Below are 26,686 nucleotides of genomic sequence, written 5' to 3'. Positions count from 1 at the left end.
ACCCAAAACCAGCCAATCTGGCCAAGCTCTGTCGGATTTCTTTAGAACGAAAGTCACCGTCGCCAGCAGCGCCGCCGCCCTCGTTCAGTGAGCGGTTTATAGATCCCACTACCCGATCAAGTCAACAGCCATTCTAGAAAAAACGAAGCTTTTTGCTAGATGACTGTTTAAAAAGGATAAATTCGACAGCATCGATCGCACGACCCACCTGAGAGCACCTATGACGAGTGAAGAAGGTCAGGGCACCGTCTCTCTGGTTGCGAGTCCTCCCACAAGCCCACCGGACCTGTCGATGCGCTCCCATATGATGCCCCTATATAGAGCATTCCCGGAGAGAAGGATTGCGCATCATACCGCAGCCGCCACCAAGACATGGCAGGCGCAAGGCCGCGCGGGGCCCTATGGCCGGCCTTCCTCGTCACTCCGGTAGGGACGCCCTCAGAAAATCACAATCTGATGGTCTTGGTCTGCAAGAGGCCGTGTCAGGCGTAACGCCGCCCACCGGAATGCCCTCGATTTGACTCCCGGATGCCAAACATGCAGATATTTCAGAACGAGCGACAAGCGAGACCTGAACAGTTGAAGAGACGGGCGTAACGGCATGATGGCCGACAGGAACCTGGCGCGATCCCTGGGAAATGAGCCGCCCATTCTTGCCGACGGCCGCCGTGCGCCCGATCGCCGCGAGATCTCGTTGCGTTGGCTGTCGGGAACCTTTTTGACCGGCATTACCTCGAGCATCCTGATGGGCGTCGCCCTGTTTGCCGCACTCGACGGTCGGCAGCAGCTGGCCATTCCGGCCGAGGCCTTCGCATCCGGCGATATTGATGGCCTTGACGACAGTCCGCAAGACAATGCCAAGCGCGGCGCCCGATTGATCGCCCCGGTGATCGCCGCCAAGCCGGCGGACCGGTCCATCATGGAAATCTCCACGGTGATCAAGGAAGGCGAGAAGGATGTCGTGCGCCGGCAGCCCTTCGCGCATGTGCATATGATGCTTGCCGCCAACTATGCCACGCAGGACACCTATCCGCCCTTCGACCCCTTGGCCATCTTCTCCGCCGACGAAAAGACCGGGTCAGCCGGCGGCCGAACGGGCACCATCTACGAATCCGACGTGGAATCCGAAGTCAGCCTGAAGACCGGTGCGTTTCCTTCCGACAATGCCCCCTACCCCTATGCCGGCGTCATGACGCTCGACGAGATCGAGGAGAATGTCCGCTCGAACGGGTCGGTGCTGACCGACGGCAACAGCCAGATTGCCGCCCTTTATTATATCGATCCGCAACGGTTCTCCGCCGACGCCGACGGGCTGGATATCAGCCCGGGACTCTCCGCACGCATCGTCGAGCAGAATATGACCGTCTCGACGCCCGAACCGTTTACGCCGGACACGCCGGAATATGCCGACGACATCATCCCGATCCGCCAGCCGCAGTCGATCGTTGCGGCCATGACCGGAGCCGGCTATCCGAAGTCGAAGGCCGAGGATATGGCCAAGTACCTGGCCCAACATCTGGGCTCACCAGATCTGGCGGCCGGCGATCTGCTGCGCATCGGCATCATCCAGCGCGGCGAAGAAGCCCGCATCGTCCGTTTCAGCGCCTATCACGGTACGAGCCATGTCGTGACGTTCGCCGTCGACGACAACGACCGCCTGGTCGACGGCCAGGAGCCGCCGATGCTGGACGCCATCACCACCGCCTTCAACGACGATGCCCCCGTGCCCGTGCTGACCGGCCGCGATCTGCCGCGAGTCTATGACGGGATATACCGCGCCGCCCTCTCCTACGGCATGAGCAAGGATATGACCGCACTGGTCATCAAGCTGCTTGCCAGCAATGTCGATTTCCAGGCGCCTCTGAAACCGACGGATGCGCTCGAGGCGTTCTTCTCGGTCGCCGACGAAAGCGGCCTAGCAACGGAATCCTCGGAACTGCTCTATGTTCGGGCACGCTTCGGCGAAAACGTCACCAGCTTCTATCGCTACCAGGATCCGAGTGACAATTCGGTCGACTATTTCGACGAGAACGGCAAGAGCATACGGCAGTTCCTGCTGCGCAATCCCGTACCGAACGGCACCTTCAAGTCGGGCTTCGGCATGCGCCGCCATCCGATCCTCGGTTTCTCGCGCATGCATACCGGCACCGACTGGGCCGCACCCCGCGGAACGCCGATCATTGCCGCCGGCAACGGCACGGTCGAGAAGGCCGGCTGGGATTCCGGCGGGTACGGCAATCAGACCTTGATCCGCCATGCCAATGGCTATGTCACTTCCTACAACCATCAGAGCGGCATCGCCAAGGGCGTCAAGCCCGGCGCCACCATTCGCCAGGGCCAGGTGATCGGCTGGGTCGGCACCACCGGCCTGTCGACCGGACCGCATCTGCACTACGAATTGATCGTCAACGGCACGAAAGTCGATCCCCTGCGGGTCCGGCTGCCCGGCGGAAAATCGCTGGAGGGCGAAGCCCTGGCACGGTTCGAAGCCGAGCGCCAGCGCATCGACACCTTGCTCGGCAATACCGACAAGGCCAAGCAGGTGGCGAGCCGCTAACCCTGGCAAAAGACGCGGTGAACACGCAAATGGCGGCCTTTCGGCCGCCATTGTTGTAATCGTGGTGCTCTGTTCCGGGATCAGGCAGCCTTCTCTCAGGCAGCCTTGTCGACACCGGTTTCGGTTGCAAACAGCAAGCGGTCAGAGCCGGCAGAAACGGTAACGGCGGAACCGTCCGGAATGGCGCCGGCCAGGATCTGCTCGGCGAGCGGGTCCTGAAGATGCTTCTGGATCACCCGCTTCAGCGGACGCGCGCCATAGACCGGATCGTAGCCCTTGTCGGCAAGCCAGGTCCGAGCGTCGGGTCCCAGACTGATGGTGATCTTGCGCTCGGCCAGCAGTTCCATCAGCCGCTTCAGCTGAATATCGACGATCGTGCCCATTTCCTGCCGACGCAGGCGATGGAAGAGAATGATCTCATCGACACGGTTGAGGAATTCCGGCCGGAACGACGCCTTGACCACATTCATCACCTGTTCGCGCACACTGTCGCTGTCCTCGTTTTCGCCGAGAGCCGTCAGGTACTCGGCGCCCAGATTGGAGGTCATGATGATGATCGTGTTCTTGAAGTCTACCGTCCGGCCCTGGCCATCGGTCAGGCGACCGTCGTCAAGCACCTGCAGCAGCACATTGAAGACATCCGGATGGGCCTTTTCGATCTCGTCGAACAGCACGACCTGATACGGCTTGCGGCGAACCGATTCCGTCAGCGCACCGCCCTCCTCGTAGCCGACATAGCCCGGAGGTGCGCCGATAAGCCGGGCCACGGAGTGCTTCTCCATGTATTCCGACATGTCCATGCGCTGGATCGCGGTTTCGTCGTCGAACAGGAAACGGGCCAGCGACTTGGTCAGCTCGGTCTTGCCCACGCCGGTCGGCCCGAGGAAGATGAACGAGCCGATCGGCCGGTTGGGATCCTGCAGGCCGGCCCGCGCCCGGCGAACGGCCCGGGAGACTGCCTGCACCGCATCGCCCTGGCCGACCACCGATTTTGCCAGTTCGTCTTCCATGCGCAGCAGCTTTTCACGCTGGCCTTCCAGCATCTTGTCGACCGGAATGCCGGTCCAACGCGACACGATATGGGCGATGTTGTCGGGGGTGACAACCTCCTGAACCATGTTGTCGCGCCCGCTGCCGTCCTGGGCTTCCGCCTCGGTCAACTCCTTTTCGAGCTTCGGAATGACGCCGTAGGCAAGCTCGCCAGCGCGCTGGAATTCACCCTTGCGCTGGGCGATCGCCAACTCGTTGCGCGCCTCATCGAGCTGTCCCTTCAGGTCGGCGGCAAGACCGAGCTTCTGCTTTTCGGCCTGCCAGCGCGCCGTCAGCGCATCGGCCTGTTCTTCAAGCGTTGTGAGTTCCATCTCGAGACGCTTCAGCCGGTCAACCGACGAGGCATCGGTTTCCTTTTTCAAGGCCTCGCGCTCGATCTTCAGCTGGATGATGCGGCGATCGAGTTCGTCAAGCTCTTCCGGCTTGGAATCGACCTGCATCCTCAGCCGGGATGCAGCCTCGTCCATCAGGTCGATGGCCTTATCCGGCAGGAAGCGATCGGTGATGTAGCGGTTCGACAGGGTTGCAGCCGCAACGATCGCCGAATCCGAGATTCGCACCTTGTGGTGTTGCTCGTATTTCTCCTTGAGGCCACGCAGAATGGAGATCGTGTCCTCGACCGTCGGCTCGTCGACCATCACAGGCTGAAAGCGCCGGGCCAGGGCCGCATCCTTCTCGACATGCTTGCGATATTCGTCGAGCGTCGTCGCGCCGACGCAATGCAACTCGCCGCGGGCCAGCGCCGGCTTCAGCAGATTGGACGCGTCCATCGCGCCATCGGCCTTGCCGGCCCCAACCAGCGTGTGCATCTCATCGATGAACAGCACGATTTCGCCGTTTTCAGACTGGACTTCATTGAGGACGGCTTTCAGCCGCTCCTCGAATTCGCCGCGATATTTCGCGCCGGCGATCAGCGAGCCCATGTCGAGCGCCATCAGCCTCTTTTCCTTGAGGCTCTCCGGCACGTCGCCATTGACGATGCGCAACGCCAAGCCTTCGGCGATCGCCGTCTTGCCGACGCCGGGTTCACCGATCAGAACCGGATTGTTCTTGGTGCGGCGCGACAGGACCTGGATGGTACGGCGGATTTCATCGTCCCGGCCGATGACCGGATCAAGTTTGCCTTCGCGCGCTTCGGCCGTCAGGTCGCGCGCGTATTTCTTCAAGGCGTCGAAACCCTGTTCGGCATTGGCGCTGTCGGCCGTGCGACCTTTGCGAATGTCATTGATGACCTGATTAAGGGCATTGGCGGTAACGCCGGCCTTCTTCAGCGTCGCCGACGTCGAGGCTGAGGTTTCGATCGCCAGCGCCAGCAAAAGCCGCTCAACGGTGACGAAACTGTCGCCCGCCTTCTTCGAAGCATCTTCGGCGGTAGAAAAGACCTTGGCAAGAGGCTGCGACAGATACACCTGTCCGTTGCCGCCCGACACTTTGGGCAACTTGGCCAATGCGGCGTCATTGGCGATCCGTGCGCTCTTCGGGTCGCCCCCGGCGCGCGAAATCAGCGACGACGCCATGCCCTGATCGTCGTCCAGAAGCACTTTCAACACATGCTCGGGCGTGAACTGCTGGTGCCCTTCAGACAGGGCATGGGTCTGGGCCGACTGCAGGAAGCCGCGCACCCGTTCGGAATATTTCTCGATGTTCATAAGCCACTCTCCACTGGCCGTACTGCCCGTCTCGGCGCAATACGGCGGTTAAGACAAGGCCCCCTCAAAGGCGAGCCTCAGGAAAGACAGGCGCATCAACCGGCCCGGCTCTTCCTCGTAAACGAGATATGGTGAGGAATTTTTCGTGTTTAAAGAGGCGTTTGCGGGAAAATCCGCAGGTAGCGCCGCGTCTCGGCACCATGCCTATGCGCACTTTGTCGCATCATCACCGGCGACGCCTATTGCGCCGCGGTGGCTTCGCTCCGATCGGCGCAATCCACTGCAGCCGACCGCAATCGCTATCTACGGGCGGCCATGCAGCCGCCCTGCCCCGAACAACTCCGGAGTGGCTTATTCGGAAGCCGTCACGAGAACCGGCTGCTCGCCACCCTCGGTGCCAGCATCGCCCGACGATGCTTCGCCGGCCTCGGCCTGCTCATCCGAACCGCTTCCACGACGCGTGCGGCGGGGACGGTTGGATGCAGCGCGGCGACGAGACGGCCCGCGTTCAGCGCCATCAACTGGGGCCTCGGACGCAGCCACGACTTCAACCGGCACTTCCGGGATCACCGGCTGCGGCCCGCTTCCGGCAATTTCGACCGGCTGCGGATTGTAGCCCCGATCGTCCATCTGGTCGAAATCGTCGCCGTCGCGATCCATCGTGTCGCGGTCCTGCGGCTCACCCCGATCGTCGCGCTGCACGCGCTCCTGCATCTGGGCCTGAGCGGCAGCAATAATGCGATTGTAGTGCTCGGCATGCTGAAGATAGTTTTCAGCCATGACCCGGTCGCCGGAGCTATGGGCATCGCGAGCAAGCTGGCTGTATTTCTCGGCCACATGCTGGGCGGTGCCCCTGATCTTCACGTCTGGCCCGGAGCTGTCATAGGACCGCGTCAGCGGATTGGAGCCCTTGCGGTTGTAGTTGTTATTGTTGTTATTATTGTTGCTGCTGCCACCACCACTGCTACGCCCGCGACTACGCTTGTTCTGCTGTCCTGGCCTCATCGAATACTCACCTGAATTTTCTGTTTTGCTGATATGAGGGCTACGCTGCTGGATCCGGTCATATGGGAACCGAGGCTCTGCGCGCCACGAGCATACTGCGCCATTGCAGCATACTGCCGCCGGTGAAAGTTAAATTTCCTGATCCACCCACCTGAATGCATTCGCCTCGGTAACTCCTCAAAGAAGAGCCGCTTTCGAGATCGACCCAGACCCGAACGAATCTCTATTCATTCCCCGCTGCCCGGTGTGTGTGCGGGCAACCTATCCCGCTTCATTTGGAAAACCAAGCCTTTTCTTCGTTTTTTCAAATTAACCTGAGCACGTGCAGCAAACGGTTCAACGGCTACAGCCCTATCGAAACAACAAGGCCCTGTCATTGCCGCCATAGTCGCGCGCCGCTTCGACCAGGGAAAATCCGTGTGTCCGAAATATGTCGCTGACGTCAGCTTTCTGATCGAAGCCGATCTCCAGGGCAACCAACCCGTCTGCTGCCAGATGGGTTTTTGTCCCCGCCGCAATCGCACGATAGGCGTCAAGGCCATCCGGACCACCGTCCAGCGCTGCCAGCGGATCGAAGTCTCTCACGTCAGGCGCCAGGGTCTTGATAACATCCGCTCTTATATACGGCGGATTTGACACAATGATGTCGAAACGACCGTCGATATCGTCAAACCAGCGGCTTTGGACCGTCGAAAACCGGTCTGAGACCCCGTTCAGATCGGCATTCTGCTGCGCGGTTGCAAGGGCCTCAGTCGAAATATCCGTGCCCATGGCTCGCGCTTCGGGACATTCCTTCAACAGGGAAAGCGCAATGGCGCCGGTACCTGTGCCGAGATCCAGGACCTGTGCACCCCCTTTGCTGACGATGATTGCCTTCAGATGCGGCAGGATCCGGTCTACCAGAATTTCGGTGTCGGGCCTCGGTTCCAGCGTCGCCGGTGACAGCCGAAGGTCGAGATCATAGAAGGTCCGGTGGCCGAGAATTCGGTGAACAGGCTCATGCCGAAGGCGCCGTTCGATAGCGGCGATAACCCTTTGCGCGTCCTCGCCAGCCACTGCGGCGTCATGGCCTGCGACAATTTGTCCTTGGGAAAGTCCAAGCAGGCCGCCGACCAGAAGACGGGCATCGGCGGCCGCATTGGCGAGACCGGCTTGCCCAAAGGACTGCCGTGCATGTTCGACCAGCCCCATCACAGTGCCCGGCCGGTCCATCATGAGGGGTCGCCAAGTTGCGCCAATTGCCCGGCCTGATAATCGGCCAGCAGTGCATCGACCACCTCGTCGATTTCGCCCATCATCATTCGGTCGATCTTGTAGAGCGTCAGGTTGATGCGGTGATCGGTAACCCGCCCCTGCGGAAAGTTATAGGTGCGGATGCGTTCGGAACGATCGCCGGATCCGACCTGGCTCTTGCGCGATGCGGAGCGTTCGCTGTCGGCCTTCTGCCGCTCCATGTCGTAGAGCCTGGAGCGAAGCACTTGCATGGCCTTGGCGCGGTTCTGGTGCTGTGACTTTTCCGAGGACGTGACGACGATGCCGGACGGCATATGGGTAATGCGCACCGCCGAGTCCGTGGTGTTGACATGCTGGCCGCCGGCACCCGACGAGCGCATGGTATCGATACGGATATCTTCGTTGCGGATTTCGATGTCGATGTCTTCGGCCTCCGGCAGAACGGCAACCGTGGCGGCAGAGGTGTGGATACGCCCCTGCGTTTCCGTATCCGGCACGCGCTGGACACGGTGCACGCCAGACTCGAATTTCAGCTTGGAAAACACCCCGCGGCCGGTCACCGTGGCGATGATTTCCTTGAACCCGCCGGCATCACCTTCGCTGGCCGACAGCACTTCGACCTTCCAGCCCTTGTCGGCGGCATAGCGCTCGTACATCCGGAACAGATCGCCGGCAAAAAGCGCCGCTTCCGAACCGCCGGTGCCGGCGCGGATTTCGAGAATGGCGCTCTTCTCGTCGGCGGCGTCCTTCGGCAGCAGCAGGATCTGGATATCCTTCTCCAGCCCTTCGATCCGTGTTTCAAGCTCCGGCAGTTCCATCTCGGCCAGATCCCGCATGTCGCGATCCGTCGTCTTGTCGCCGAGCATGGCCTTCAGGTCGTCGCGTTCTTTTTCGGCCTGCTGGAAATCACGGATCTTGCGAACGACCGGCTCCAGCTCGGAATATTCCGAGGCCAGCTTGACATAGACATCGGAAGCCGGCCCGGCAGCCATGCGCGCCTCGATCTCGCCAAAGCGGCGTTCAAGCTCGCGCATTTTATCGACAGGAAGCTTCGCCACCCATTACTCCGAACATTGCATGATTAAAGGGGAATACCGTTCTCTTCGGCAAAGCGGCCCAGGAAAGCCCGCACGCTTTCGGTCGAGCCGGAACCGTCGAGAATGGCGGTCATTCCGGCATTCAGCTTATCGACATCAAGTGCCAGCAGCATGGCCTTGGCCGGACCGATGGCCGTCGGCGACATCGAGATTGACCGATAGCCAAGACCCAAAAGCGCCATGGCCGACAAAGCCTTGCCCGCCATTTCGCCGCACAACGTCACCGGTGTCTGATGGCGATCACCAGCCTGGACGATATCGCGCAGGATTTTCAGGAAGGGACGACCGAGAATATCGAAGCGATCGGAGACGCGGGCATTGCCGCGGTCGACCGCCATTGAGAACTGGAACAGGTCGTTGGAACCGACGGATACGAAATCCACCTCCTCCATCAACTCATCAAGCTGCCACATCAGCGCCGGCACTTCCAGCATGGCGCCGAACTGCAGCTTCTTCGGCAATTGATGGCCGAATTTGGAGATGTGTTGCACTTCCTTCTGCATCAACTCGCGCACCGCCCGGATCTCCGAAACCTCAGTGACCATCGGCAGCATCATCTTGAGTTCCGCGCCGGCCGCCGCTTTCAGCAATGCGCGCAGTTGCGTGCGCAGCAGTCCGGGCCGATCGAGCGAAAGCCGTATCGCCCGCCAGCCCAGCGCCGGATTTTCTTCCTCGTGGCCGCGGAAATAGGACACAACCTTGTCGCCGCCGATATCCAGCGTGCGGAAGGTGACCGGTCGCGTTCCCGCCTGCTTCAGAACGCTGCGGTAGAAATTCTCCTGCTCCTCGCCCTTCGGCATGGTGGAGGCGATCATGAACTGCAGTTCCGTGCGGAACAGGCCTATACCTTCGGCTCCGGATTCCGCAAGTTGCGGCAGGTCCACCAGCAGGCCGGCGTTCATCTGCAGCTTGATTCGTTTTCCATCCTTGGTCACCGGCTCGACGTCGCGCAAGGCGCGGAACTGCTCCTGCCGCTTGGCCCGCAGCTTGACCTTTTCCTCATAGGCCTTCTGCAGATCGGCCACCGGTCGCAGATGCACCTTGCCGTCGTCGCCATCGATGATCACGGCATCGCCGTTTTCCGAAAGGGCGACGGCACCCGCTGCCTGGCCAACCACGGCAATGCCCATGGCCCGCGCGACGATGACCACGTGACTGGTCACCGCACCCTCTTCTAGCACCAGCCCGCGAATGTTGGCGCGCGGATAATCCAGAAGTTCGGCAGCACCCATGGCCCGGGCGAAGATGATCGCGTCGGCAGGAAAGCCATCGGCGCCAGAACTGGCCGAAAACCCGGTCAACTGCCGCAGCAACCGATTGGCCAGGTCATCGAAATCGTGCATCCGCTCGCGCAAATAAGGATCCGTCAGCCGGATCATCCGCGCCTTGGTGTCGCTCTGCACCTTTTCGACAGCCGCTTCGGCCGTCAGGCCGTTGTGGATCGCCTCTTCCATGCGTCGCACCCAGCCCTGGTCATGGGCGAACATGCGGTAGGTCTCGAGCACTTCGCGATGCTCGCCTTCCATGGAAATCTCGCGCCGCGACAGCATGTCATCAATCGAGATCCGCAGCGATCCGAGCGCCTCGCCCAGCCGCTTTATTTCCGCATCGGCATCCTCGTTGAGCAGGTTGGTCACGACGATGCGCGGTTCGTGCAGCACCACGTAACCGAGCCCGATGCCTTCGCTATAGCTGTCGCCATCGATGGTGACGGCCCGCGTCAGGTCGAGTTCGAGCCCCGGCCGGGTGATCTTCTTCAACTCGCCGGTCGCGATCATTTCCGCCAGCACCATGGCTGTGGTCTCGAGCGCTTCAAGTTCGTCTTCCCGGTAATTGCGTTGCGCCTTGTTCTGGACGACCAGCACGCCCAAACTGCGGCCAGCCCTCAGAATAGGAACGCCAAGGAAGGAATGGTAGATTTCTTCGCCGGTCTCCGGCAGGTAACGGAAGGCAGGGTGTGCCTGCGCGTCCGAAAGATTGAGCGACTGGGCACTGGCCGCAATCGTGCCGACCAGGCCCTGCCCCATCTTCAACTGGGCCAGATGCACCGCGTCCGGGTTCAGGCCCTCGGTTGCGTAAAGTTCCAGAACGCCGTCGGATCTCAGAACGTAGACGGAGCACACTTCCGCGACCATATTGCTCGCGATCTGGCGAACGATGCGGTCCAGACGCTCCTGCGGCTCAAGCGGTTCCGCCATCAGTTCGCGCAACCGTTTGAGGAGGACGCGTGGACCCGCGGATAGGTCTCTCATCCCGTCTGTGCTCCCAAAAACCAAAACCCCGCCGGCGGAACGAGGTCCGCGGCACCGGTCGTCAAGGGTGGCGAATTACCACCCGAGTATCAACTCTTATCGAGGCCGTAGCAGGAATGCAAAGTCCTGACTGCCAATTCGGCATAGGGTCCATCGATAAGGATCGAAATCTTGATCTCGGATGTGGTGATCGCCTTGATATTAATGCCTTTTTCAGCAAGAGCGCGGAACGCCGTTGCCGCAACGCCGGCGTGGCTGCGCATACCGATACCGATCACCGAGACCTTAACCAGGCCTGATTCGCTCTGCACCACGTCATAGCCGATCTTGCCCTTGCTGTCGGACAACACCTTCAGCGCCTTTTCGACATCGCCGGAGGGAACCGTGAACGTCATGTCGGTGCGTGTTCCGTCCTCGGAAATGTTCTGCACGATCATGTCGACATTGATGTGGGATTCGGCGAGCGGCCCGAAGATCGCCGCGGAAACGCCCGGCCGGTCCGCCAGCCGCCTCAGCGAGATCTGCGCTTCGTCCTTGGCATAGGCAATGCCGGTCACAACTTCCTGTTCCACGATCTCATCCTCATCGCAAATCAACGTACCGGGCGGGTTCAACAGATCGCCCATGCCCGGCGCATCGGGGTCTTCAAAGCTCGAACGCACGAAGGTCCGCACCTTGTGCACCATCGCAAGCTCGACGGAACGCACCTGCAGCACCTTGGCGCCGAGCGACGCCATTTCCAGCATTTCCTCGAACGCGACCTTCTTCAGACGGCGCGCCTTCGGCTCGATCCGCGGATCGGTCGTATAGACGCCGTCGACATCGGTATAGATATCGCAGCGATCGGCCTTGACCGCCGCGGCAATCGCGACGGCCGACGTGTCGGAGCCGCCACGTCCGAGCGTCGCAAGCCGATTGTCAGGACCGATGCCCTGGAATCCGGCAACAACCGCCACCTGGCCCTCACCCATGCGGCGGATGATGTCGCCGCCGTCGATTTCCATGATGCGTGCTGCGCCGTGGGCACTGTCGGTCTTGATGGGGATCTGCCAGCCCTGCCAGGAACGGGCATTGATGCCGAGCGACTGCAGTGCAATCGCCAGCAGGCCCGATGTCACCTGTTCGCCGGAAGCGACCACGGCATCGTATTCGCGGGCATCGTAGAACGGCGAAGCGGCACCGGCCACCTTCGGCATGGTCTGTACCCAGTCGACAAGTTCGTTGGTTTTTCCCGACATTGCCGAAACCACCACAGCCACTTCGTGGCCGGCATCGACCTCGCGTTTGACATGTCGGGCCACGTTATGAATGCGGTCAAGATTGGCGACGGACGTGCCGCCGAATTTCATCACAATGCGAGCCATGGCCTTACCGATGCAAACCGCTGGGGCGCCATGCCGGCGCCAATAGACGAGACGCTTCCGGGCAAACCGGAAGCAAGGTTGCGGTCTCTTATCGAAAACGCTGGACAAGTTCAATGCCCGCAAGCCGTTGAACCGTGTAGCGTCCTTCAATTTTGACCAAGCGATCGCCTACGTCACCTCGTTCGCGCCGTATACGAAACGATCAGTCATTACCGGCAAATGGAGTCTTGTGATCCTGTTGGAAAAATCCAGCCGCGCTGCCAATAAAAAGGGGCCGCGGAAAGCGGCCCCCTCATAGAGTTTTTATCGGCTTTCGCGAACGCAACGCGGTTCGCCGGGCGGGCATATCCGCCTTCTGTCCTGATCGCCTTCGGAACGGCGCTCCCGCTGCGGCGGGCGTTCGACATTGCGATTGTCGTTTCGTCTCTCGCGCTCGACTCGGGCCGGCGGACGACGGTTGTCGTCGTTGTCCATTCTGATCGGCGGCCGCGGCCGGCCGGCCGGCCGATCATCCTCGCGGTTAACCCGTGGCGGGCGAGGCTGAGGATCGGGGCGATAGTCACGATCATCCACACGCGGCGGACGGCGGCGATCGTCACGGTCGATACGACTTGGCTCACGGTCACGGTCGACATAGTACTGGCGATCCCGGTCCCACCGCGCCGGCTCGCGCCAGCGATCACGATCGCGGTAGAAATCGCGGCTGCGGTAGTGGCGATCCCAATAGCTGTCGATGCTGAAGGTCACGATTGGGATACCCAAGGGTTCGTAGTACTGCGGCCCGACATAGATCCGCTGCTGCGAATAGGTTGTCTGAAGGTAGCTGCCGGAGATCCAGCCCCGATAGCTGCCATAGGCTACATCGCACCAGTTGGCGGCCGACAGGCAGCCATAGATCTCGACCGGGCTGCTGTAGGGCACGACCAGAATGGGCGGATATTGCGTACTTGGCCCCGACCGCATGTTGACATTGGCGGTGGCATAGGCGGTCGCCGCCTCGGCGACCGCTGGCGCTGCAATCGCCGTCAAGGCAATCGCGGCTGATAGATATAGTTTCCTCATCGGTGTCTCTCCAAATACGTCCCTGCACGTGGGCTTTTTTGCCCTTATCCGTTTAACGTTTGAAAACGCACGTTGTTCCGCAATTGCGGCAGCCGCGCGGCGACGGTGGAAATGCTGGAGCCACCGACCGTGACAGTGTGTCGCTCCAAGGGCGGACCCTTGACTTTACAGGCCGATCGTCCGACTTGAAGCGATATCCCTTATCCCGGAGGCCCGACCATGAGCGAACAGGCGCGCAGCACGATCGACCAGAGCGAAGTCGATCGCTTTTCCGCGATGGCGGCGGAATGGTGGGATCCGACCGGTAAATTTCGGCCGCTGCACAAGATAAATCCCGTTCGCCTGGCCTATATCCGCGACAAGGCAGCCGAAAGCTTCGGCCGCGATCCGAAAGCGCACCGACCGCTCGAGGGCCTGCGTATTCTCGACATCGGTTGCGGCGGCGGACTTCTGTCCGAGCCCATTGCCAGGATGGGAGCAACCGTCCTGGGCGCCGATGCCTCCGAGCGCAACATAGGCATTGCCCGCACCCACGCGGCGCAAACCGGTGTGACAGTCGACTATCGGGCAGTCACCGCCGAGGCCCTGGCTGCCGCCGGGGAGACCTTTGATATCGTCCTGAACATGGAAGTCGTCGAACATGTCGCCGACGTGGAATTCTTCATCTCGACCTGTGCATCGATGGTGCGTCCGGGCGGCATGATGCTGATTTCCACCATCAACCGCACCTTCAAGGCGGCAGCCCTTGCCATCGTTGGAGCGGAATACCTGCTGCGCTGGCTGCCCCGCGGCACCCACCAGTATGAAAAGCTAGTGCGTCCGGAAGAGCTCGAGGCGCCAGTCGCGAAAAGCGGCATGGAAGTGATCGAGCGTATTGGCGTGTTCTTCAATCCATTGCAAAACCAATGGAACTTGTCGCCCGACATCGACGTGAACTACATGATGCTCACGCGCCGGCCGGCGGCAACGGGGCGCGCATCATGACGACACCCGCTGAGATCGTCGCGTTCTGGCTGCGCCATGGTCCGAAGAAGTGGTTCGGCAAGGACGACGCCTTCGATGCGGAAATTGCCGCTTTATTTGCGACTGACCACGTCGCCGCCTCCCGCGGTGATTACCCTGAATGGGAGGCGACCGCGGAAGGGACCTTGGCATTGCTTCTGTTGCTGGATCAGTTTCCGCGCAATCTCTACCGCGGCAGCGCCCATTCCTACGCAACCGACGGCCTGGCCCGATCTATCGCCGCAAAGGCCTTGGATGCCGGGTTCGACCGCGCCGTGGAACCGGCCCTGCGCCCATTCTTCTATCTGCCCTTCGAGCATTCGGAGACGCTGGCCGACCAGGAGCGCTGCATGGCGCTTTGCAGAGCCCATTGCGATGAAACCGGCGACACGGAGAGCCTGCGCTGGGCGGAGGAACACCACGACATCATCGCCCGTTTCGGCCGCTTTCCCCACCGCAACAAGGCACTTGGCCGACAGACGACGCCCGAGGAACAGGCTTTTCTCGATGCCGGCGGCTTCAAGGGCTGAATAGCCAAGGCTTGGCCTGAAGTTTCGTAATCAGTGAACATCGTCAGGCAGAACCGGGATCGGAGCGATCTCGATGCCTTCATCGATGAGGGCCTTGACCTCGCTCGGTGACGCCTGGCCGATAATGCCGCGCGCATCTGCTTCGCCGTAGTGGATCTTGCGGGCCTCTTCCGGAAATCGCTCGCCAACATCCTCGCTATTGGCCTTGATCGAGGCAATCGCTTCCTTCAATTTGGAAATGGCTTCCTTCTGGACCTGGTCGACGGCAAGCGCGTGCACGGCTTCCTTCTGGCGCGCTGTCGCCACCGCCGGCGCCATCAGCAGCTTGCCAACCTCCAGCGAGCCGCAGGTCGGACAGGAAAGCAGGCCAAGCGTCTTCTGACGGTCGAAGTCATCGCTCTTTGCGAACCAGCCTTCGAAGGAATGACCATTGTCACAGGTGAGTGCATAACGGATCAAACGGTGACACCTCCCTTCGCCAGGACGGGCAGAATATCCAGAGTGAAGTCTCGGGCGTTCTTCAGGTTTGGCACCTTGTCACGCGCTGCCTTGACGGCCGATAGATCGAGCTCCGCCATGACGACCGCCTCTCCGGTTCCGCCGGCCGATGCCAGCACCCTGCCCCAGGGGTCGATGATCATCGAATGGCCGAAGGTCTCGCGTCCATCCTCATGCTTGCCGGCTTGCGCTGCGGCAACCAGGAATGCGCCGTTCTCGATGGCGCGCGCCCGCAACAGGATCTCCCAATGGGCCTCACCGGTCTGGCGGGTGAACGCGGCCGGCACCGTCAGGATCTGGGCGCCAGCCACGGCCTCGGCGCGAAACAGTGCGGGAAACCGGACATCGTAGCAAATGGCAAAACCGAGCTTGGCAAACGGCAGGTCGACCACCCGGGCATCGGCGCCCGGCCGATAGACGGAGCTTTCGCGCCAGCTCTCGCCATTGTCGAGGTCCACGTCGAACATGTGGATCTTGTCGTAGCTGCAGATCTTCTCACCAGCAGGCCCGAACAGAAAGCCGCGGTTGGCGATCTTGCCGTCGTCAAGGGCGATGGCGGTGGAGCCGACATGAAGATGGATTTTCAACTCCCGGGCAAGCACGCTCGCCGCCTTGACGACGATATCGTTCTGTTCGTCGCGCAGGATGGCCATCAGGCCGTTTCGGTCCTTCTGGATTGCACCGGTCATTTCCGGCGTCTGTACGTAGACGGCGCCCCGACCGGCGGCCTCGCGCACCAGGCGGGCCATGGCAGCCACGTTCTTTTCCGGGTCTACCCCGGAACACATCTGAATGGCTGCAACCTTGATCGTCATCCCTGGGCTCCTCAACCGGCCAGCATCGCGTCCAGCTTGCCGGCACGCTCCAGCGCGTGCAGGTCGTCGCATCCGCCAACATGGGTCCCGTCGATGAAGATCTGCGGAAAGGTCGACTGACCACCGGCCTTGGCGATCATCTCCTGGCGCAACTCTGCATTGCCGGTCGCGTCGTGTTCAACATAGTCCACGCCCTTGCCTTGCAGAAGCTGCTTGGCGCGGGCGCAATATCCGCAGAACTGCCGTGTATAGATGGTCACCGGAACCATGGTCGTCTCCGTCATCGCCTCGTCTCGCAGATGCAAAAGGCCTTGAAATCTCTATCGTTATATAGGCCCGGCAATGGCCCTTGCAAAGGTCAAAACCGTGACATCGGCAGCCCCCGCCCGTTTCAAAGTCCTGGTCGCCGCCGTCACCGTGGCACCGGTCGTGTAAACATCGTCGACCAGCACCAGCCGCCGGCCGAACACATCAGACTGCCGTCGCTCAGCGACGCGAAAGGCGCCACGCACATTGTCCTCGCGTGCGTTGGCACTAAGGCCAACCTGCTGGGCCGTTCGCTTGACGCGAAGAAGCGTGGCCGGCAAAAATGGTTTGCCGGCCTGGCGTGCCAGATGACGGCCGAGTTCGGCCGACTGGTTGAACTTGCGCTGGATGAGACGGAAGGGATGCAGCGGCACGGCAAGGATGGCATCGCATGCCGCAATCTCCGCCTGGCCGGCCCGCAGCATCCAGCCGGCCATCATCGGCGCAAGATCGGTTCGATCGCTATATTTGAGGCCATGGACAAGGTCACGGGCGACACCCTCATGCACGGCGACCGACCGCAACCGATCAAACACCGGCGGATGAGCGATTGCCTCGGCGCAAACCATTCCGGAGCCCGGATCGTAGGAAAACGGCAGGCCCAGGACCTCGCAGTAAGGCCGGTCTATGAACCGGACGGAACACCAGCACGCCACGCAAAGGCCGCCTTGGCGGGCCGTCCTGATACCGCATCCGGAACATCCCGGCGGATAGACGAGATCGCGCAATAACCCGGCCAGCCGGATCATCCCCAGCAGCTTTGGTCTCCCATTGCTTGCCTTGCTTTCTACGTCTTCAAGCTCCATGTGGTTGACATTAGCCCCATACCGGCGCCTTTGCGATCCAAACTTTTTGTCGGAGCCCTTCCATGGAAACCCTCTTCGATCAGGACCTTCTTGCCCGCAATCGCCGCCGCGCCCTGGCCAAAGCCGATGCGCGGGCCGATTTCCTGCTCGATCTCGTCGGGCGAGAAATGGCCGACCGGTTGGCCGTTGTCGACCGTCGGTTCGAAACCGCCGTGGAACTGCATGGTGCAACGGGAAGCGCTGCACGTCAGTGCCTGGCGACTGGCAAGATCGATGCCCTGACGCGCGTCGAGACCAGCATCGATTTTGCCGATCCCGCTTTTCCCTTCATTGAGGCACCCTTGGAAATCCTGCCGCTTGCCGAGCAATCGACCAACCTCATCCTCTCGCCACTTGCCCTGCATGTCACCAATGATGCGACCGGCGCCCTGATCCAGATGCGCCGGGCCTTGAAGCCGGACGGCCTGTTGTTTGCAGCCGTCCCTGGTGCCGGCACGCTGGGGGAACTCCGCGACGTTCTTCTCTCGGCCGAGGTTGAACTGACCGGCGGCGCCAGCCCACGCGTCATCCCCTTCGCCGATGTCCGGGACATGGGCGGGCTGCTCCAGCGGGCAGGGTTTGCCCTGCCGGTCGTCGATGTCGAGGATTACACGGTGCGCTACGATTCCCTCTTCCCGCTGATGCGGGACCTGAGAGCGATGGGCATGGCCAATCCGCTGGTGGGACGAAGCCGCAGGCCCGTTACCCGCGGCTTCTTTCTGCGGGCGGCCGAGCTTTATGCCGAACGCTACAGCGATCCGGATGGCCGGATCCGTGCAACATTCTCGATCATCTATGTCTCGGGATGGGCGCCGCACGAAAGCCAGCAGAAGCCGTTGAAACCCGGTTCGGCAAAGATGCGCCTCGCTGACGCACTTCGCCACGCAGGTGGGCGACAGGGATGAGAAGCGGTCGTCAGCGCGTCAGGGCTTGATCTCGTTGCTCACGGTGTCGAATACGTTCACGAGTGCCCCGGTAAAGGTTCCGTAGCCTGTAATCAGGGCAACGGACATGATCGCCGCGATCAGTCCGTATTCGATTGCGGTCGCGCCAGTCACGTCGGCGACAAAGGATTTCAGCAAGCGCATTCTTCATCTCCGTTGGGACTGGGCAGGTCAAAACCGGTCCAGGGCAGTCGAATTAAAAACTCAGCAACCGCTGTCGACGCCGTAGCCATCGACGATGCAGACGGAGCCTGGTGTTTCCTGAAGCACGCTGCGGCGGATCGTGTAACGCTTGCCGCTATCTCCCGGCGCGATCGAGCCGGTGGTCAGCATGTCGAGTTGGTCGGGAGTGAAGGCCAGGCGCTTCTTGTCCGGGTTGCCGGCAAGCATTGGCGTCAGGACGAGCGTCAACGCGATCGCAGCCGTGCCGAACAGCAGCGCAATATTCAGTACACCCGTTTTTCCGGATTTGTTTGAAGCGCTGTCCCGCAGTCGAACGGCCTTCCAGAAATCCTCGTCCGCCATCACAATCCTCATACCATGCCTACACGCATGAGCTTTGATGATCTTTGACCTATGGTGATTAACGTACTGTTAATATGACGGTATAAACAAATAGAGCTAAAGAAGATCCTGCAGAAACGGGATCAACGGCTCATCGGCCGGCGGCATCGGATATTGCCGCAGTGCCTGCGGCTTGACCCACTTCAGCGCCTGGCCCTCGCGACCCTGTGGAATGCCTTCGTAGCGGCGGCAGACGAAAAGCGGCATCAGCAGGTGAAAGGTCTCATAGGTATGGCTGGCGAAGGTCAGCGGCGCCAGGCACGGCACGCGGGTAACGATCCCAAGTTCCTCCTCAAGCTCGCGCACCAATGTTTCCTCCGGCGTTTCGCCCGGCTCGACCTTGCCGCCGGGGAATTCCCAGAGCCCGGCCAAGGTCTTGCCTTCCGGTCTCTGCGCCAGGAGAATCCTCCCATCCGTATCGATAAGCGCGCAGGCCGCAACCAGCAGGATGGGACGAACCTGTTCGCTCACGGTTTCGGCTCCTTGCGCCAGTAGCAATAGCGATAGGCTTCCTGGAAGCCGAGCTTGTCGTAGAGCGACAGCGCCGCCGTGTTGTCGGCCAGCACCTGCAGCCAGGCCGTGCGGGCACCGCGCATGCGGGCCCACCGCAAGGCCGACGACAGGATTTCAAGGCCGATACCCCGCCCCCGGCACTCCTCGGCAACGGCCAGAAGCATGATGCCGGCCAGATCGTTGTCCTGAACGCACAGGGTTGCCGCGACGGGCCCGTCATTCGGCTCCTCGATCAGGAAAAGGCCGGTCGGCGGCTTGATCGCCGTCAGGATCTCGGCCAGAGCCGGTTTCATCACCGGATCGTCGCTTTCCAGACGCAGGCAGGCATCGACGAACCGGCCGACATCGTGGCTCGGCAGATGATCCAGCGTATCCGGCAGTTCGAGCTGCGAAAGGTCGAGCGTCTTGACGATGACCTCCTCGAAACGCTCCCAGCCATCGGCCTCCAGCATTTCGACCAGCGGCCGAGGCGCCAGAGGCGTCTCTCGGAAGATCATCGGACGGCCGTAGGATTCGAATTTGCGGGCTGCCTTCTCGACACGAATGGCAATATCGCGCGAATCCGAAGGGTCGAGCGCCACCAGGCAATTGAGCCGCTTCGAAGGGTGTCCGCCCGTCAGCCGGATCTGCCAGCTTCCGTCATACTGCACGGATGCCGCCGGCCAGGCACGAAATCCGACGGCTTCCAGCCGACGCACAAGCGGCAGGTTGTTAGTGGGCAGAACACTCTGCATCGACAGGTTCAACTCCGGTAATCGCCATTGATGGCGACATATTCCTTGGTCAGGTCGCAGGTCCAGACGGTCGCCGTCCCTTGTCCAAGGCCGATATCGACCTTCACGGCGATATCCTGCTCCTTCATGACGGCAGTCGTTGCCGCCTCGGAATAGTCCGGATCGCGCTCGCCATTGACGGCCACGCGCACATCGCCGAACCAGATGGCCAGCAGGTCGCGATCGGCCATCTCGCCCGACTTGCCGACCGCCATGACGACTCGGCCCCAGTTGGCGTCTTCGCCGGCAACGGCGGTCTTGACCAGCGGTGAATTGGCAATCGACAGGGCAATCCGCTTGGCCGCCAGGTCGCTTTCAGCGCCGGTCACGGTCACGGCCACCATCTTGCGCGCGCCCTCGCCATCCCGTACCACCTGCAGCGCCAGGTCCTTCAGAACGGCATTGAGCGCCGTCTTGAAACCGGCAAGCCTGGGGTCGTCCGCATGCTCGATCCTTGCCTGGCCATCGGCCGCAGCAGCGCCGGTGGCAAACAGCATCAGCGTGTCGGAGGTCGACGTGTCGCTATCGACCGTCACCGAATTGAAGGTCGGGCCGACACCTTCGGACAGCAGTGCCTGCAGGGCCGGCGCGGCGATATCCGCATCGGTCACGACGAAGGACAACATCGTTGCCATGTCAGGCGCGATCATGCCGGCGCCCTTGGCGATGCCGTTGATGGTCACCGTGACGCCGTCGATATCGGCGCTGCGCGTCGCAACCTTCGGATAGGTATCCGTCGTCATGATCGCCTTGGCCGCTTCCAGCCAGAAATCACCTGTGGCATCCGTCGCCATGGTGCCGAGCACGCCGGCAAACTTGGTGGCATCCAGCGGCTCGCCGATCACGCCGGTCGAAGCGAGGTAGATTTCCTGCTCGCTGCATCCGAGCGCCTGTGCAGCCGATTTCGCCGTCAGCTCTGTGGCCGCCCTGCCCTTGAGGCCGGTAAACGCATTGGCATTGCCGGAATTGACGACGACGCCGCGCGCCACGCCATGGCTGAGATTGCTGCGGCAGAAATCGACCGGCGCCGACGGGCATTTGGACCGCGTGAACACGCCGGCAACGCTGGCCGGCGCATCGAAGGCCATCAGCAGCACGTCGGTGCGGTTCTTGTATTTGATGCCGGCCGCAGCGGTTGCCATCCGCAGACCGCGGATAACAGGCATTTCAGCATAGGATTTCGGAGCAAGCGGAGAAACGGTTGCGGACATGTTGGGCTGCCTGAAGTGGAAGGGCCCGCGACATGCGCGAGCCCGGGAACGATTAGGGTTGCTTGTTGATCTGCTCGTAGCCCTGCTTCAGGGCCGGATCGAGAATGTCGATCTTGGCCTTCGCCTTGGCGGCTTCGATCAGTTCCAGATACTTGTCGCGCATCACCAACTGGCGGACCTGCTGGCCGACTTCCTCGAAAGACGGTGCCGGTGCGACGCGCTTGTCCTCGATCTTGATGACGTGGAAGCCGAACTGCGTGGCAACCGGTACCTTGGAATAGGTCCCAACATCCATGGCAAGGGCGGCCGTTTCGAACTCGGGCACCATGCGGCCTTTGCTGAAATAGCCGAGGTCACCGCCTTCAGACTTGTTCGGATCGGTGGACTTTTCCTTGGCAAGCTCGATGAAATCCTTGCCGGCATCCAGCTCCGCAATGATCGCCTTGGCCTCTTCCTCGGTCTTGACCAGGATATGGCGGGCCCGCACTTCCTCTTCCTTGGGAAGGGATGCGATTTCCTTGTCGTAGCGTGCCTTGACATCAGCATCGCTGACCGCGTCGACGACATGCTTCTTGAAGAAGGCATTGTGCAGCTCGCGATCGGCAATGAACTGCATGCGCTGCTGATAGGCCGGATCGTCCTTCATGCCTTCGCTGATGGCGTTGCCGGCTAGAAGCTTCACGTCGATCGCTCCGGAGAGAGCGGCGACCTTCTTCTGCTCGTCCGGCATCTGGGCAAACTGCGGATCGAGATTGCTCAGGGCAAGATCAAGCTCGGACTGGCGGATCTCCAGATCGCCCACCTTGGCAACCACCGCATCTTCGGCAAATGCCTGAGTGCCGAGTGCGACCAAAGCCACGCAAGCGGCCAGAGCAAGTTTATGATAGCGCAACATAGAAGAACCTTTCGGAAGGAAAGCCGATGGAAACCGAACAAATCGGGCGGAAATCTTCATAAGCACCGGAATGTGGCGCTTGTGTATCGACCTGTCCCGTTGACATAATTCGACCCCCCTCTTATCTGTCACGCAACCTCGCGTCCAGAGTACTTTCCGGACGCGACACGCCATTTTGACGAAAACGGATCGTCGGACCCGGCGTGGACTTTGTGTCATGGATTTCAGAAAGGACCATTGAAATGGTCAGTCTTGGTGGTATCGCCCGCAAGTTGTTCGGATCTTCGAACGATCGCCGCATCCGGTCTCACCAGCCGAAAGTCGCAGCGATCAAAGCGCTTGAGGACAGCATGCGGGCTCTGGACGATGCGGCCCTTGCCGCCAAGACCGTGGAGTTCCGGCAACAGGTTGCCGACTGCAAATCGCTGGACGACCTTCTGGTTCCCGCTTTCGCGGTCGCCCGCGAGGCGGCGCGTCGCACCCTGGGGTTAAGGCCCTTCGATGTTCAGCTCGTCGGCGCGATGATCCTGCACGAGAATGCCATTGCCGAAATGAAGACCGGCGAAGGCAAGACGCTTGTGGCAACGCTGGCCGTTTACCTGAATGCGCTGTCGGGCAAGGGCGTTCACGTCGTCACCGTCAACGACTACCTCGCCAAGCGCGACTCCACCACCATGGCCAGGCTCTACAACTTCCTCGGGCTGACCACCGGCGTCATCGTGCACGGAATGTCCGACGAGGAACGCCGCGCCGCCTATGCCTGCGACATCACCTACGCGACGAACAACGAGCTCGGCTTCGACTATCTACGCGACAACATGAAATACGAGCGCGGCCAGATGGTGCAGCGCGGCCATAACTACGCCATCGTCGATGAAGTGGATTCGATCCTGGTCGACGAGGCGCGCACGCCGCTGATCATTTCCGGTCCGCTCGACGACCGTTCCGACCTCTACACCACCATCGATGCTTTCATCCCGGTGCTGACGGCGGAAGACTACGAAATCGACGAGAAGCAGCGCTCCGCCAACTTTTCGGAAGTGGGCACGGAAAAGCTCGAAAACCTCCTGCGCGAGGCCAATCTTCTGAAGGGCGTCTCGCTCTACGATGTCGAGAATGTCGCCATCGTTCACCACATCAACAACGCGCTGAAGGCCCACAAGCTGTTCCAGCGCGACAAGGACTACATCGTCCGCAATGACGAGATCGTCATCATCGACGAATTCACCGGGCGCATGATGCCGGGCCGGCGCTATTCCGAAGGCCAGCATCAGGCGCTCGAAGCCAAGGAAAAGGTAACGATCCAGCCGGAGAACCAGACGCTGGCCTCGATCACCTTCCAGAACTATTTCCGCATGTACGGCAAGCTCGCCGGCATGACCGGCACGGCCTCGACCGAAGCGGAAGAATTCTCCAACATCTACGGCCTCGATGTCATCGAAGTGCCGACGAACCTGCCGATCCAGCGTATCGACGAGGATGACGAGGTCTACCGGACCTTCGAGGAGAAATTCAAGGCGATCATCGCTGAGATCAAGGACGCCCATTCGCGCAACCAGCCCGTTCTGGTCGGCACCACCTCGATCGAAAAGTCCGAACTTCTCGCCACCATGCTCAAGCAATCCGGCTTCGGCGAATTCCAGGTCCTGAACGCCCGCTACCACGAACAGGAAGCCTATATCGTCAGCCAGGCCGGCGTGCCCGGCGCCGTGACGATCGCCACGAACATGGCCGGTCGCGGCACCGACATCCAGCTCGGCGGCAACCTCGAAATGCGCATCGAGCGGGAGCTCGGCGAGATGGAAGCCGGCCCCGAGCGCGACGCCATGGAGGAGGCCATCAAGGTCGAGGTGCAGCGGCTGAAGCAGGTAGCCCTCGACGCCGGCGGCCTCTATGTGATTGCCAGCGAACGCCACGAAAGCCGACGCATCGACAACCAGTTGCGCGGTCGTTCCGGCCGCCAGGGCGACCCCGGCCGCTCGAAATTCTATCTGTCGCTGCAGGACGACCTGATGCGGATCTTCGGCTCCGACCGTATGGACGGCATGCTGAAAAAGCTCGGCCTGAAGGAGAACGAGGCGATCGTTCATCCCTGGATCAACAAGGCACTGGAGCGGGCTCAGAAGAAGGTCGAGGCCCGCAACTTCGACATCCGCAAGAACCTCTTGAAATACGACGACGTTCTCAACGATCAGCGCAAGGTGATCTTCGAGCAGCGCATTGAACTGATGGATATGACCGATATCGGCGATACCGTCGCCGATATGCGCGACGAAGTCATCGACACGATGGTCCGCACCCACATTCCCGAACGGGCCTATGCCGAGCAGTGGGACGTCAAGGGCCTGAAGACCGCCCTTGCCAATATCCTGAACCTCGATCTGCCGGTCGAGGAATGGGTCCTGGAGGAAGGCATCGCCGAGGATGATTTCCTAGAACGCATCAAAGCCGCGGCCGACAACGTCGTCGCCGACAAGACGGAGCGGTTCGGTCCCGAGATCATGACCTATGTCGAACGCTCGGTCGTGCTGCAGACCATCGACAACCTGTGGCGCGAGCATATCGTCAACCTCGATCACCTACGCTCCGTCGTCGGCTTCCGCGGCTATGCCCAGCGCGACCCGTTGCAGGAATACAAGTCCGAGGCCTTCGAGCTGTTCCAGGCGCTTCTGGCCAACCTGCGCGAAGCCGTCACCGCCCAGATGATGCGCGTCGAGCTGGTGCGCGAGGCCTCGCCACCGCCGAGCCTGCCGGAGATGGAGGCTCATCACCTCGATGCGACGACAGGTGAGGACGAGTTTGCATCACCGGCCGGCGCCGACTCGACGGCGGCCTATGTCCCGCCGGAAAACCGCGACCCCAACAACGCATCGACCTGGGGCAAGGTCGGCCGCAACGAAGTCTGCCCCTGCGGTTCCGGCAAGCGATACAAACACTGCCACGGCGCATTCTGACGGCGGCGGGGTCGACGATCGGCCCCGCAACCTGACCCGCTCGTCAACCGCTCGACCATGCAACATTGAACGCTCGAACATCTAGGGGAACCGTTTCTTAACCCTGATCTGACAAGACTGCGCCTGTGTTCTTGCGTCATCAGTGAGCTGTGCGTGTCGATAATGGCGGTTGTCCAGACAGCGGAGAGAATCCTGCCACCCGGCCTGCATCCCGCACTTCGCAGGCTGGCCGGAACACTGGCAAAACAGGATGACGTTTCCCGCGCCCAGCGCATGGCCCTGATCGCCTTCGCGATCCGCGTCATTAGTGCCGCGATCGCCTTCTTTTCCCAGATCATCCAGGCCCGCATCATGGGTGAATTCGAATACGGAATCTTCGTGTTCGTCTGGGTTCTGGTCGTCCTGTTCGGAAATCTCTCCTGCCTGGGCTTTCACTCGACGGTCATTCGCTTCCTGCCACAATATCACGCCAGAAACGAGCGCGACGAGATCCGCGGCCTGACGGCAACCGCGCGCATCTTTGCCATAACATCGGCAAGCCTGCTGGCCGGCATAGGCCTGCTGAGTCTGCATTTCATCGGCGACCGGATCGAGAGCTACTATCTCGTACCTCTCTTTCTCGGGCTGATCGCCCTGCCGATGATTGCGCTGGGCGATGTGCTGGATGGCACCGCCCGCGCCAATAGCTGGCCGGTCGCGGCCTTGAGCCCTACCTATCTGGTGCGTCCGACGCTGATCCTCGGCTTCATGCTGGTCGCCGTTGCCTTCGGCGCACCGCATACGGCAACCACCGCCATGCAGGCCGCCCTGCTCGCCACCTATGTGACAACGCTCGGTCAATTCGCCACCATCAGCTGGCGCATGAACCGGCGCTATGTGCCCGGCCCTCTGAAGATCGACTTCTTCGCCTGGTTCCGGGTTGCCGTACCGATCTTCCTGATTGAAGGCTTCGGCTTCCTGCTGACCAATTCGGATGTGGTGGTCGTCGGCTTCTACCTCGAACCGGATCAGGTGGCGATCTACTTTGCCGCGGCCAAGACCATGGCGCTGGTGCAGTTCGTCTACTTCGCCGTCAAGGCCGCGGCCGCGCCGCGTTTTTCGGCGATGATGGATGAGACGGACCTGCGTCCCCTGGCCGCTTTTGCCGGCCAGACCGCCCGCTGGAGCTTCTGGCCATCGCTCCTGGTCGGCCTGGCGGTCCTGGCAGCGGGCAACCTCCTGCTGTCGCTCTTCGGCCCGACATTTACCGCCGGCTACAGCATTATGGCGATCCTCTTTGCCGGCAGCCTCTCCAAGGCCCTGGTCGGCCCCGGCGAAGTGCTCTTGACCATGGCCGGAAAACAGCAGCTCTGCGTGCTGCTCTATGTCGGTGCGCTGGCCGCCAATATCGGCCTCAACATTACCCTCATTCCGCTCTACGGCCTTGAAGGGGCCGCTTTTGCCACAGCGTCAGCAATGATGGTGGAAGCCATCCTGCTGCATGTCGCCGTGCGCTGGTCTCTCGGCATCGTGCTGTTTGCGTTCGCCGATCCGCTGTCCATCCTCGACAAGAAGAAGGCAGGCTGAC

At 61.3% G+C, this 26,686-nt stretch carries 23 protein-coding genes and 1 pseudogene; 7 read left to right on the top strand and 17 right to left on the bottom strand.

Annotated elements, in window-relative coordinates:
- The first annotated feature begins 601 nt into the window (after positions 1–601).
- Positions 602–2,557: a M23 family metallopeptidase gene (locus HFC70_RS12145; RefSeq protein ID WP_168473510.1), complete on the top strand. Its 1,956-nt coding sequence runs from the start codon at positions 602–604 to the stop codon at positions 2,555–2,557.
- A 95-nt stretch (positions 2,558–2,652) separates the two neighbouring features.
- On the opposite strand, the gene clpB is transcribed toward HFC70_RS12145, so the two are convergent.
- From clpB to HFC70_RS12110, 7 genes are all read right to left on the bottom strand, one after another.
- Complete coding sequence (gene clpB / locus HFC70_RS12140; protein WP_168473509.1) at positions 2,653–5,256, bottom strand: ATP-dependent chaperone ClpB; 2,604 nt, start codon at positions 5,254–5,256, stop codon at positions 2,653–2,655.
- A 351-nt stretch (positions 5,257–5,607) separates the two neighbouring features.
- On the bottom strand, positions 5,608–6,261 hold the full coding sequence (locus tag HFC70_RS12135) for a DUF4167 domain-containing protein (protein WP_168473507.1): 654 nt from the start codon (positions 6,259–6,261) through the stop codon (positions 5,608–5,610).
- Between the two features lie 351 nt (positions 6,262–6,612).
- Positions 6,613–7,473 carry a peptide chain release factor N(5)-glutamine methyltransferase gene (gene prmC, locus HFC70_RS12130; RefSeq protein ID WP_246735754.1) on the bottom strand — a complete coding sequence of 287 codons (861 nt, stop codon included), beginning with the start codon at positions 7,471–7,473 and terminating at the stop codon, positions 6,613–6,615.
- Positions 7,473–8,552: a peptide chain release factor 1 gene (gene prfA / locus HFC70_RS12125; RefSeq protein WP_168473505.1), complete on the bottom strand. Its 1,080-nt coding sequence runs from the start codon at positions 8,550–8,552 to the stop codon at positions 7,473–7,475. The genes prmC and prfA overlap by 1 nt, the downstream gene beginning before the upstream one ends.
- 23 nt (positions 8,553–8,575) lie before the next feature.
- A complete protein-coding gene (gene ptsP, locus HFC70_RS12120; protein WP_168473504.1) occupies positions 8,576–10,843 on the bottom strand; it encodes a phosphoenolpyruvate--protein phosphotransferase in 2,268 nt (755 codons plus the stop codon).
- A gap of 89 nt (positions 10,844–10,932) precedes the next feature.
- Entirely contained in the window at positions 10,933–12,207 is a 1,275-nt protein-coding gene (locus tag HFC70_RS12115; RefSeq protein WP_168473503.1) for an aspartate kinase, read from the bottom strand.
- Between the two features lie 303 nt (positions 12,208–12,510).
- Entirely contained in the window at positions 12,511–13,269 is a 759-nt protein-coding gene (locus HFC70_RS12110) for an SH3 domain-containing protein (RefSeq protein WP_168473502.1), read from the bottom strand.
- Positions 13,270–13,488: 219 nt separating this feature from the next.
- Here HFC70_RS12110 and ubiG point away from each other — a divergent pair, with 219 nt between their 5' ends.
- Positions 13,489–14,253 (top strand): bifunctional 2-polyprenyl-6-hydroxyphenol methylase/3-demethylubiquinol 3-O-methyltransferase UbiG, encoded by a 765-nt coding sequence (gene ubiG, locus HFC70_RS12105; RefSeq protein WP_168473501.1) that lies wholly within the window; start codon positions 13,489–13,491, stop codon positions 14,251–14,253.
- Positions 14,250–14,801 carry a DUF924 family protein gene (locus HFC70_RS12100; protein WP_168473500.1) on the top strand — a complete coding sequence of 184 codons (552 nt, stop codon included), beginning with the start codon at positions 14,250–14,252 and terminating at the stop codon, positions 14,799–14,801. The genes ubiG and HFC70_RS12100 overlap by 4 nt, the downstream gene beginning before the upstream one ends.
- A 30-nt stretch (positions 14,802–14,831) precedes the next feature.
- Here the strand turns inward: HFC70_RS12100 and HFC70_RS12095 are convergent, their stop codons facing one another.
- From HFC70_RS12095 to HFC70_RS12080, 4 genes are read right to left on the bottom strand one after another with little or no spacing between them, the layout of a single operon-like run.
- On the bottom strand, positions 14,832–15,260 hold the full coding sequence (locus HFC70_RS12095; protein ID WP_168473498.1) for a DUF1178 family protein: 429 nt from the start codon (positions 15,258–15,260) through the stop codon (positions 14,832–14,834).
- Positions 15,257–16,114 carry a carbon-nitrogen hydrolase family protein gene (locus HFC70_RS12090; protein WP_168473496.1) on the bottom strand — a complete coding sequence of 286 codons (858 nt, stop codon included), beginning with the start codon at positions 16,112–16,114 and terminating at the stop codon, positions 15,257–15,259. Before HFC70_RS12090 ends, HFC70_RS12095 begins: the two co-directional genes overlap by 4 nt.
- 11 nt (positions 16,115–16,125) lie before the next feature.
- Entirely contained in the window at positions 16,126–16,383 is a 258-nt protein-coding gene (grxC, locus tag HFC70_RS12085) for a glutaredoxin 3 (RefSeq protein WP_168473530.1), read from the bottom strand.
- Between the two features lie 57 nt (positions 16,384–16,440).
- Entirely contained in the window at positions 16,441–17,169 is a 729-nt protein-coding gene (locus HFC70_RS12080; protein ID WP_210259233.1) for a ComF family protein, read from the bottom strand.
- 119 nt (positions 17,170–17,288) lie between these two features.
- Between HFC70_RS12080 and HFC70_RS12075 the strand changes: the two genes are divergently transcribed.
- Entirely contained in the window at positions 17,289–18,170 is an 882-nt protein-coding gene (locus tag HFC70_RS12075) for a methyltransferase domain-containing protein (protein ID WP_168473494.1), read from the top strand.
- 18 nt (positions 18,171–18,188) lie between these two features.
- On the opposite strand, the gene HFC70_RS12070 is transcribed toward HFC70_RS12075, so the two are convergent.
- The 6 genes from HFC70_RS12070 to HFC70_RS12045 all read right to left on the bottom strand — a co-directional run bounded on the left by HFC70_RS12070 (position 18,189) and on the right by HFC70_RS12045 (position 22,165).
- Complete coding sequence (locus HFC70_RS12070) at positions 18,189–18,353, bottom strand: Flp family type IVb pilin (RefSeq protein ID WP_168473493.1); 165 nt, start codon at positions 18,351–18,353, stop codon at positions 18,189–18,191.
- Positions 18,354–18,413: 60 nt separating this feature from the next.
- Positions 18,414–18,734: a hypothetical protein gene (locus tag HFC70_RS12065; RefSeq protein ID WP_168473492.1), complete on the bottom strand. Its 321-nt coding sequence runs from the start codon at positions 18,732–18,734 to the stop codon at positions 18,414–18,416.
- Between the two features lie 96 nt (positions 18,735–18,830).
- Positions 18,831–19,244, bottom strand: a complete 414-nt coding sequence (mutT, locus tag HFC70_RS12060; protein ID WP_168473491.1) for an 8-oxo-dGTP diphosphatase MutT — start codon at positions 19,242–19,244, stop codon at positions 18,831–18,833.
- A complete protein-coding gene (locus HFC70_RS12055; protein ID WP_168473489.1) occupies positions 19,241–20,020 on the bottom strand; it encodes an N-acetyltransferase in 780 nt (259 codons plus the stop codon). Before HFC70_RS12055 ends, mutT begins: the two co-directional genes overlap by 4 nt.
- An 8-nt stretch (positions 20,021–20,028) precedes the next feature.
- Entirely contained in the window at positions 20,029–21,270 is a 1,242-nt protein-coding gene (gene argJ / locus HFC70_RS12050) for a bifunctional glutamate N-acetyltransferase/amino-acid acetyltransferase ArgJ (protein ID WP_168473488.1), read from the bottom strand.
- A 52-nt stretch (positions 21,271–21,322) separates the two neighbouring features.
- Positions 21,323–22,165 (bottom strand): peptidylprolyl isomerase, encoded by an 843-nt coding sequence (locus HFC70_RS12045; RefSeq protein WP_168473486.1) that lies wholly within the window; start codon positions 22,163–22,165, stop codon positions 21,323–21,325.
- Positions 22,166–22,236: 71 nt separating this feature from the next.
- On the opposite strand from HFC70_RS12045, the pseudogene HFC70_RS27265 reads away from it, so the two are divergent.
- The 3 genes and pseudogenes from HFC70_RS27265 to HFC70_RS12030 all read left to right on the top strand — a co-directional run.
- A pseudogene (locus HFC70_RS27265) lies at positions 22,237–22,344 on the top strand (hypothetical protein); the annotation flags it as partial.
- A 63-nt stretch (positions 22,345–22,407) separates the two neighbouring features.
- Positions 22,408–25,119 (top strand): preprotein translocase subunit SecA, encoded by a 2,712-nt coding sequence (secA, locus tag HFC70_RS12035; RefSeq protein ID WP_168473485.1) that lies wholly within the window; start codon positions 22,408–22,410, stop codon positions 25,117–25,119.
- A gap of 162 nt (positions 25,120–25,281) precedes the next feature.
- Positions 25,282–26,685 (top strand): lipopolysaccharide biosynthesis protein, encoded by a 1,404-nt coding sequence (locus tag HFC70_RS12030; RefSeq protein ID WP_168473529.1) that lies wholly within the window; start codon positions 25,282–25,284, stop codon positions 26,683–26,685.
- Position 26,686 lies beyond the last annotated feature (1 nt).

Source organism: Agrobacterium sp. a22-2, from assembly GCF_012276985.1.
Taxonomy (GTDB): Bacteria; Pseudomonadota; Alphaproteobacteria; order Rhizobiales; family Rhizobiaceae; genus Allorhizobium.
The sequence above is the reverse complement of the archived record's forward strand: the minus strand, read 5'-3'. Positions and strand labels throughout refer to the sequence as shown.

Coding starts and splice junctions, on each gene's coding strand:
- HFC70_RS12145 (WP_168473510.1), top strand. CDS start 602: ATGATGGCCGACAGGAACCTGGCGCGATCCCTGGGAAATGAGCCGCCC.
- clpB (WP_168473509.1), bottom strand. CDS start 5,256: ATGAACATCGAGAAATATTCCGAACGGGTGCGCGGCTTCCTGCAGTCG.
- HFC70_RS12135 (WP_168473507.1), bottom strand. CDS start 6,261: ATGAGGCCAGGACAGCAGAACAAGCGTAGTCGCGGGCGTAGCAGTGGT.
- prmC (WP_246735754.1), bottom strand. CDS start 7,473: ATGGACCGGCCGGGCACTGTGATGGGGCTGGTCGAACATGCACGGCAG.
- ptsP (WP_168473504.1), bottom strand. CDS start 10,843: ATGAGAGACCTATCCGCGGGTCCACGCGTCCTCCTCAAACGGTTGCGC.
- HFC70_RS12115 (WP_168473503.1), bottom strand. CDS start 12,207: ATGGCTCGCATTGTGATGAAATTCGGCGGCACGTCCGTCGCCAATCTT.
- HFC70_RS12110 (WP_168473502.1), bottom strand. CDS start 13,269: ATGAGGAAACTATATCTATCAGCCGCGATTGCCTTGACGGCGATTGCA.
- ubiG (WP_168473501.1), top strand. CDS start 13,489: ATGAGCGAACAGGCGCGCAGCACGATCGACCAGAGCGAAGTCGATCGC.
- HFC70_RS12100 (WP_168473500.1), top strand. CDS start 14,250: ATGACGACACCCGCTGAGATCGTCGCGTTCTGGCTGCGCCATGGTCCG.
- HFC70_RS12090 (WP_168473496.1), bottom strand. CDS start 16,114: ATGACGATCAAGGTTGCAGCCATTCAGATGTGTTCCGGGGTAGACCCG.
- grxC (WP_168473530.1), bottom strand. CDS start 16,383: ATGGTTCCGGTGACCATCTATACACGGCAGTTCTGCGGATATTGCGCC.
- HFC70_RS12080 (WP_210259233.1), bottom strand. CDS start 17,169: ATGATCCGGCTGGCCGGGTTATTGCGCGATCTCGTCTATCCGCCGGGA.
- HFC70_RS12075 (WP_168473494.1), top strand. CDS start 17,289: ATGGAAACCCTCTTCGATCAGGACCTTCTTGCCCGCAATCGCCGCCGC.
- HFC70_RS12070 (WP_168473493.1), bottom strand. CDS start 18,353: ATGCGCTTGCTGAAATCCTTTGTCGCCGACGTGACTGGCGCGACCGCA.
- HFC70_RS12065 (WP_168473492.1), bottom strand. CDS start 18,734: ATGGCGGACGAGGATTTCTGGAAGGCCGTTCGACTGCGGGACAGCGCT.
- HFC70_RS12055 (WP_168473489.1), bottom strand. CDS start 20,020: ATGCAGAGTGTTCTGCCCACTAACAACCTGCCGCTTGTGCGTCGGCTG.
- argJ (WP_168473488.1), bottom strand. CDS start 21,270: ATGTCCGCAACCGTTTCTCCGCTTGCTCCGAAATCCTATGCTGAAATG.
- HFC70_RS12045 (WP_168473486.1), bottom strand. CDS start 22,165: ATGTTGCGCTATCATAAACTTGCTCTGGCCGCTTGCGTGGCTTTGGTC.
- secA (WP_168473485.1), top strand. CDS start 22,408: ATGGTCAGTCTTGGTGGTATCGCCCGCAAGTTGTTCGGATCTTCGAAC.
- HFC70_RS12030 (WP_168473529.1), top strand. CDS start 25,282: ATGGCGGTTGTCCAGACAGCGGAGAGAATCCTGCCACCCGGCCTGCAT.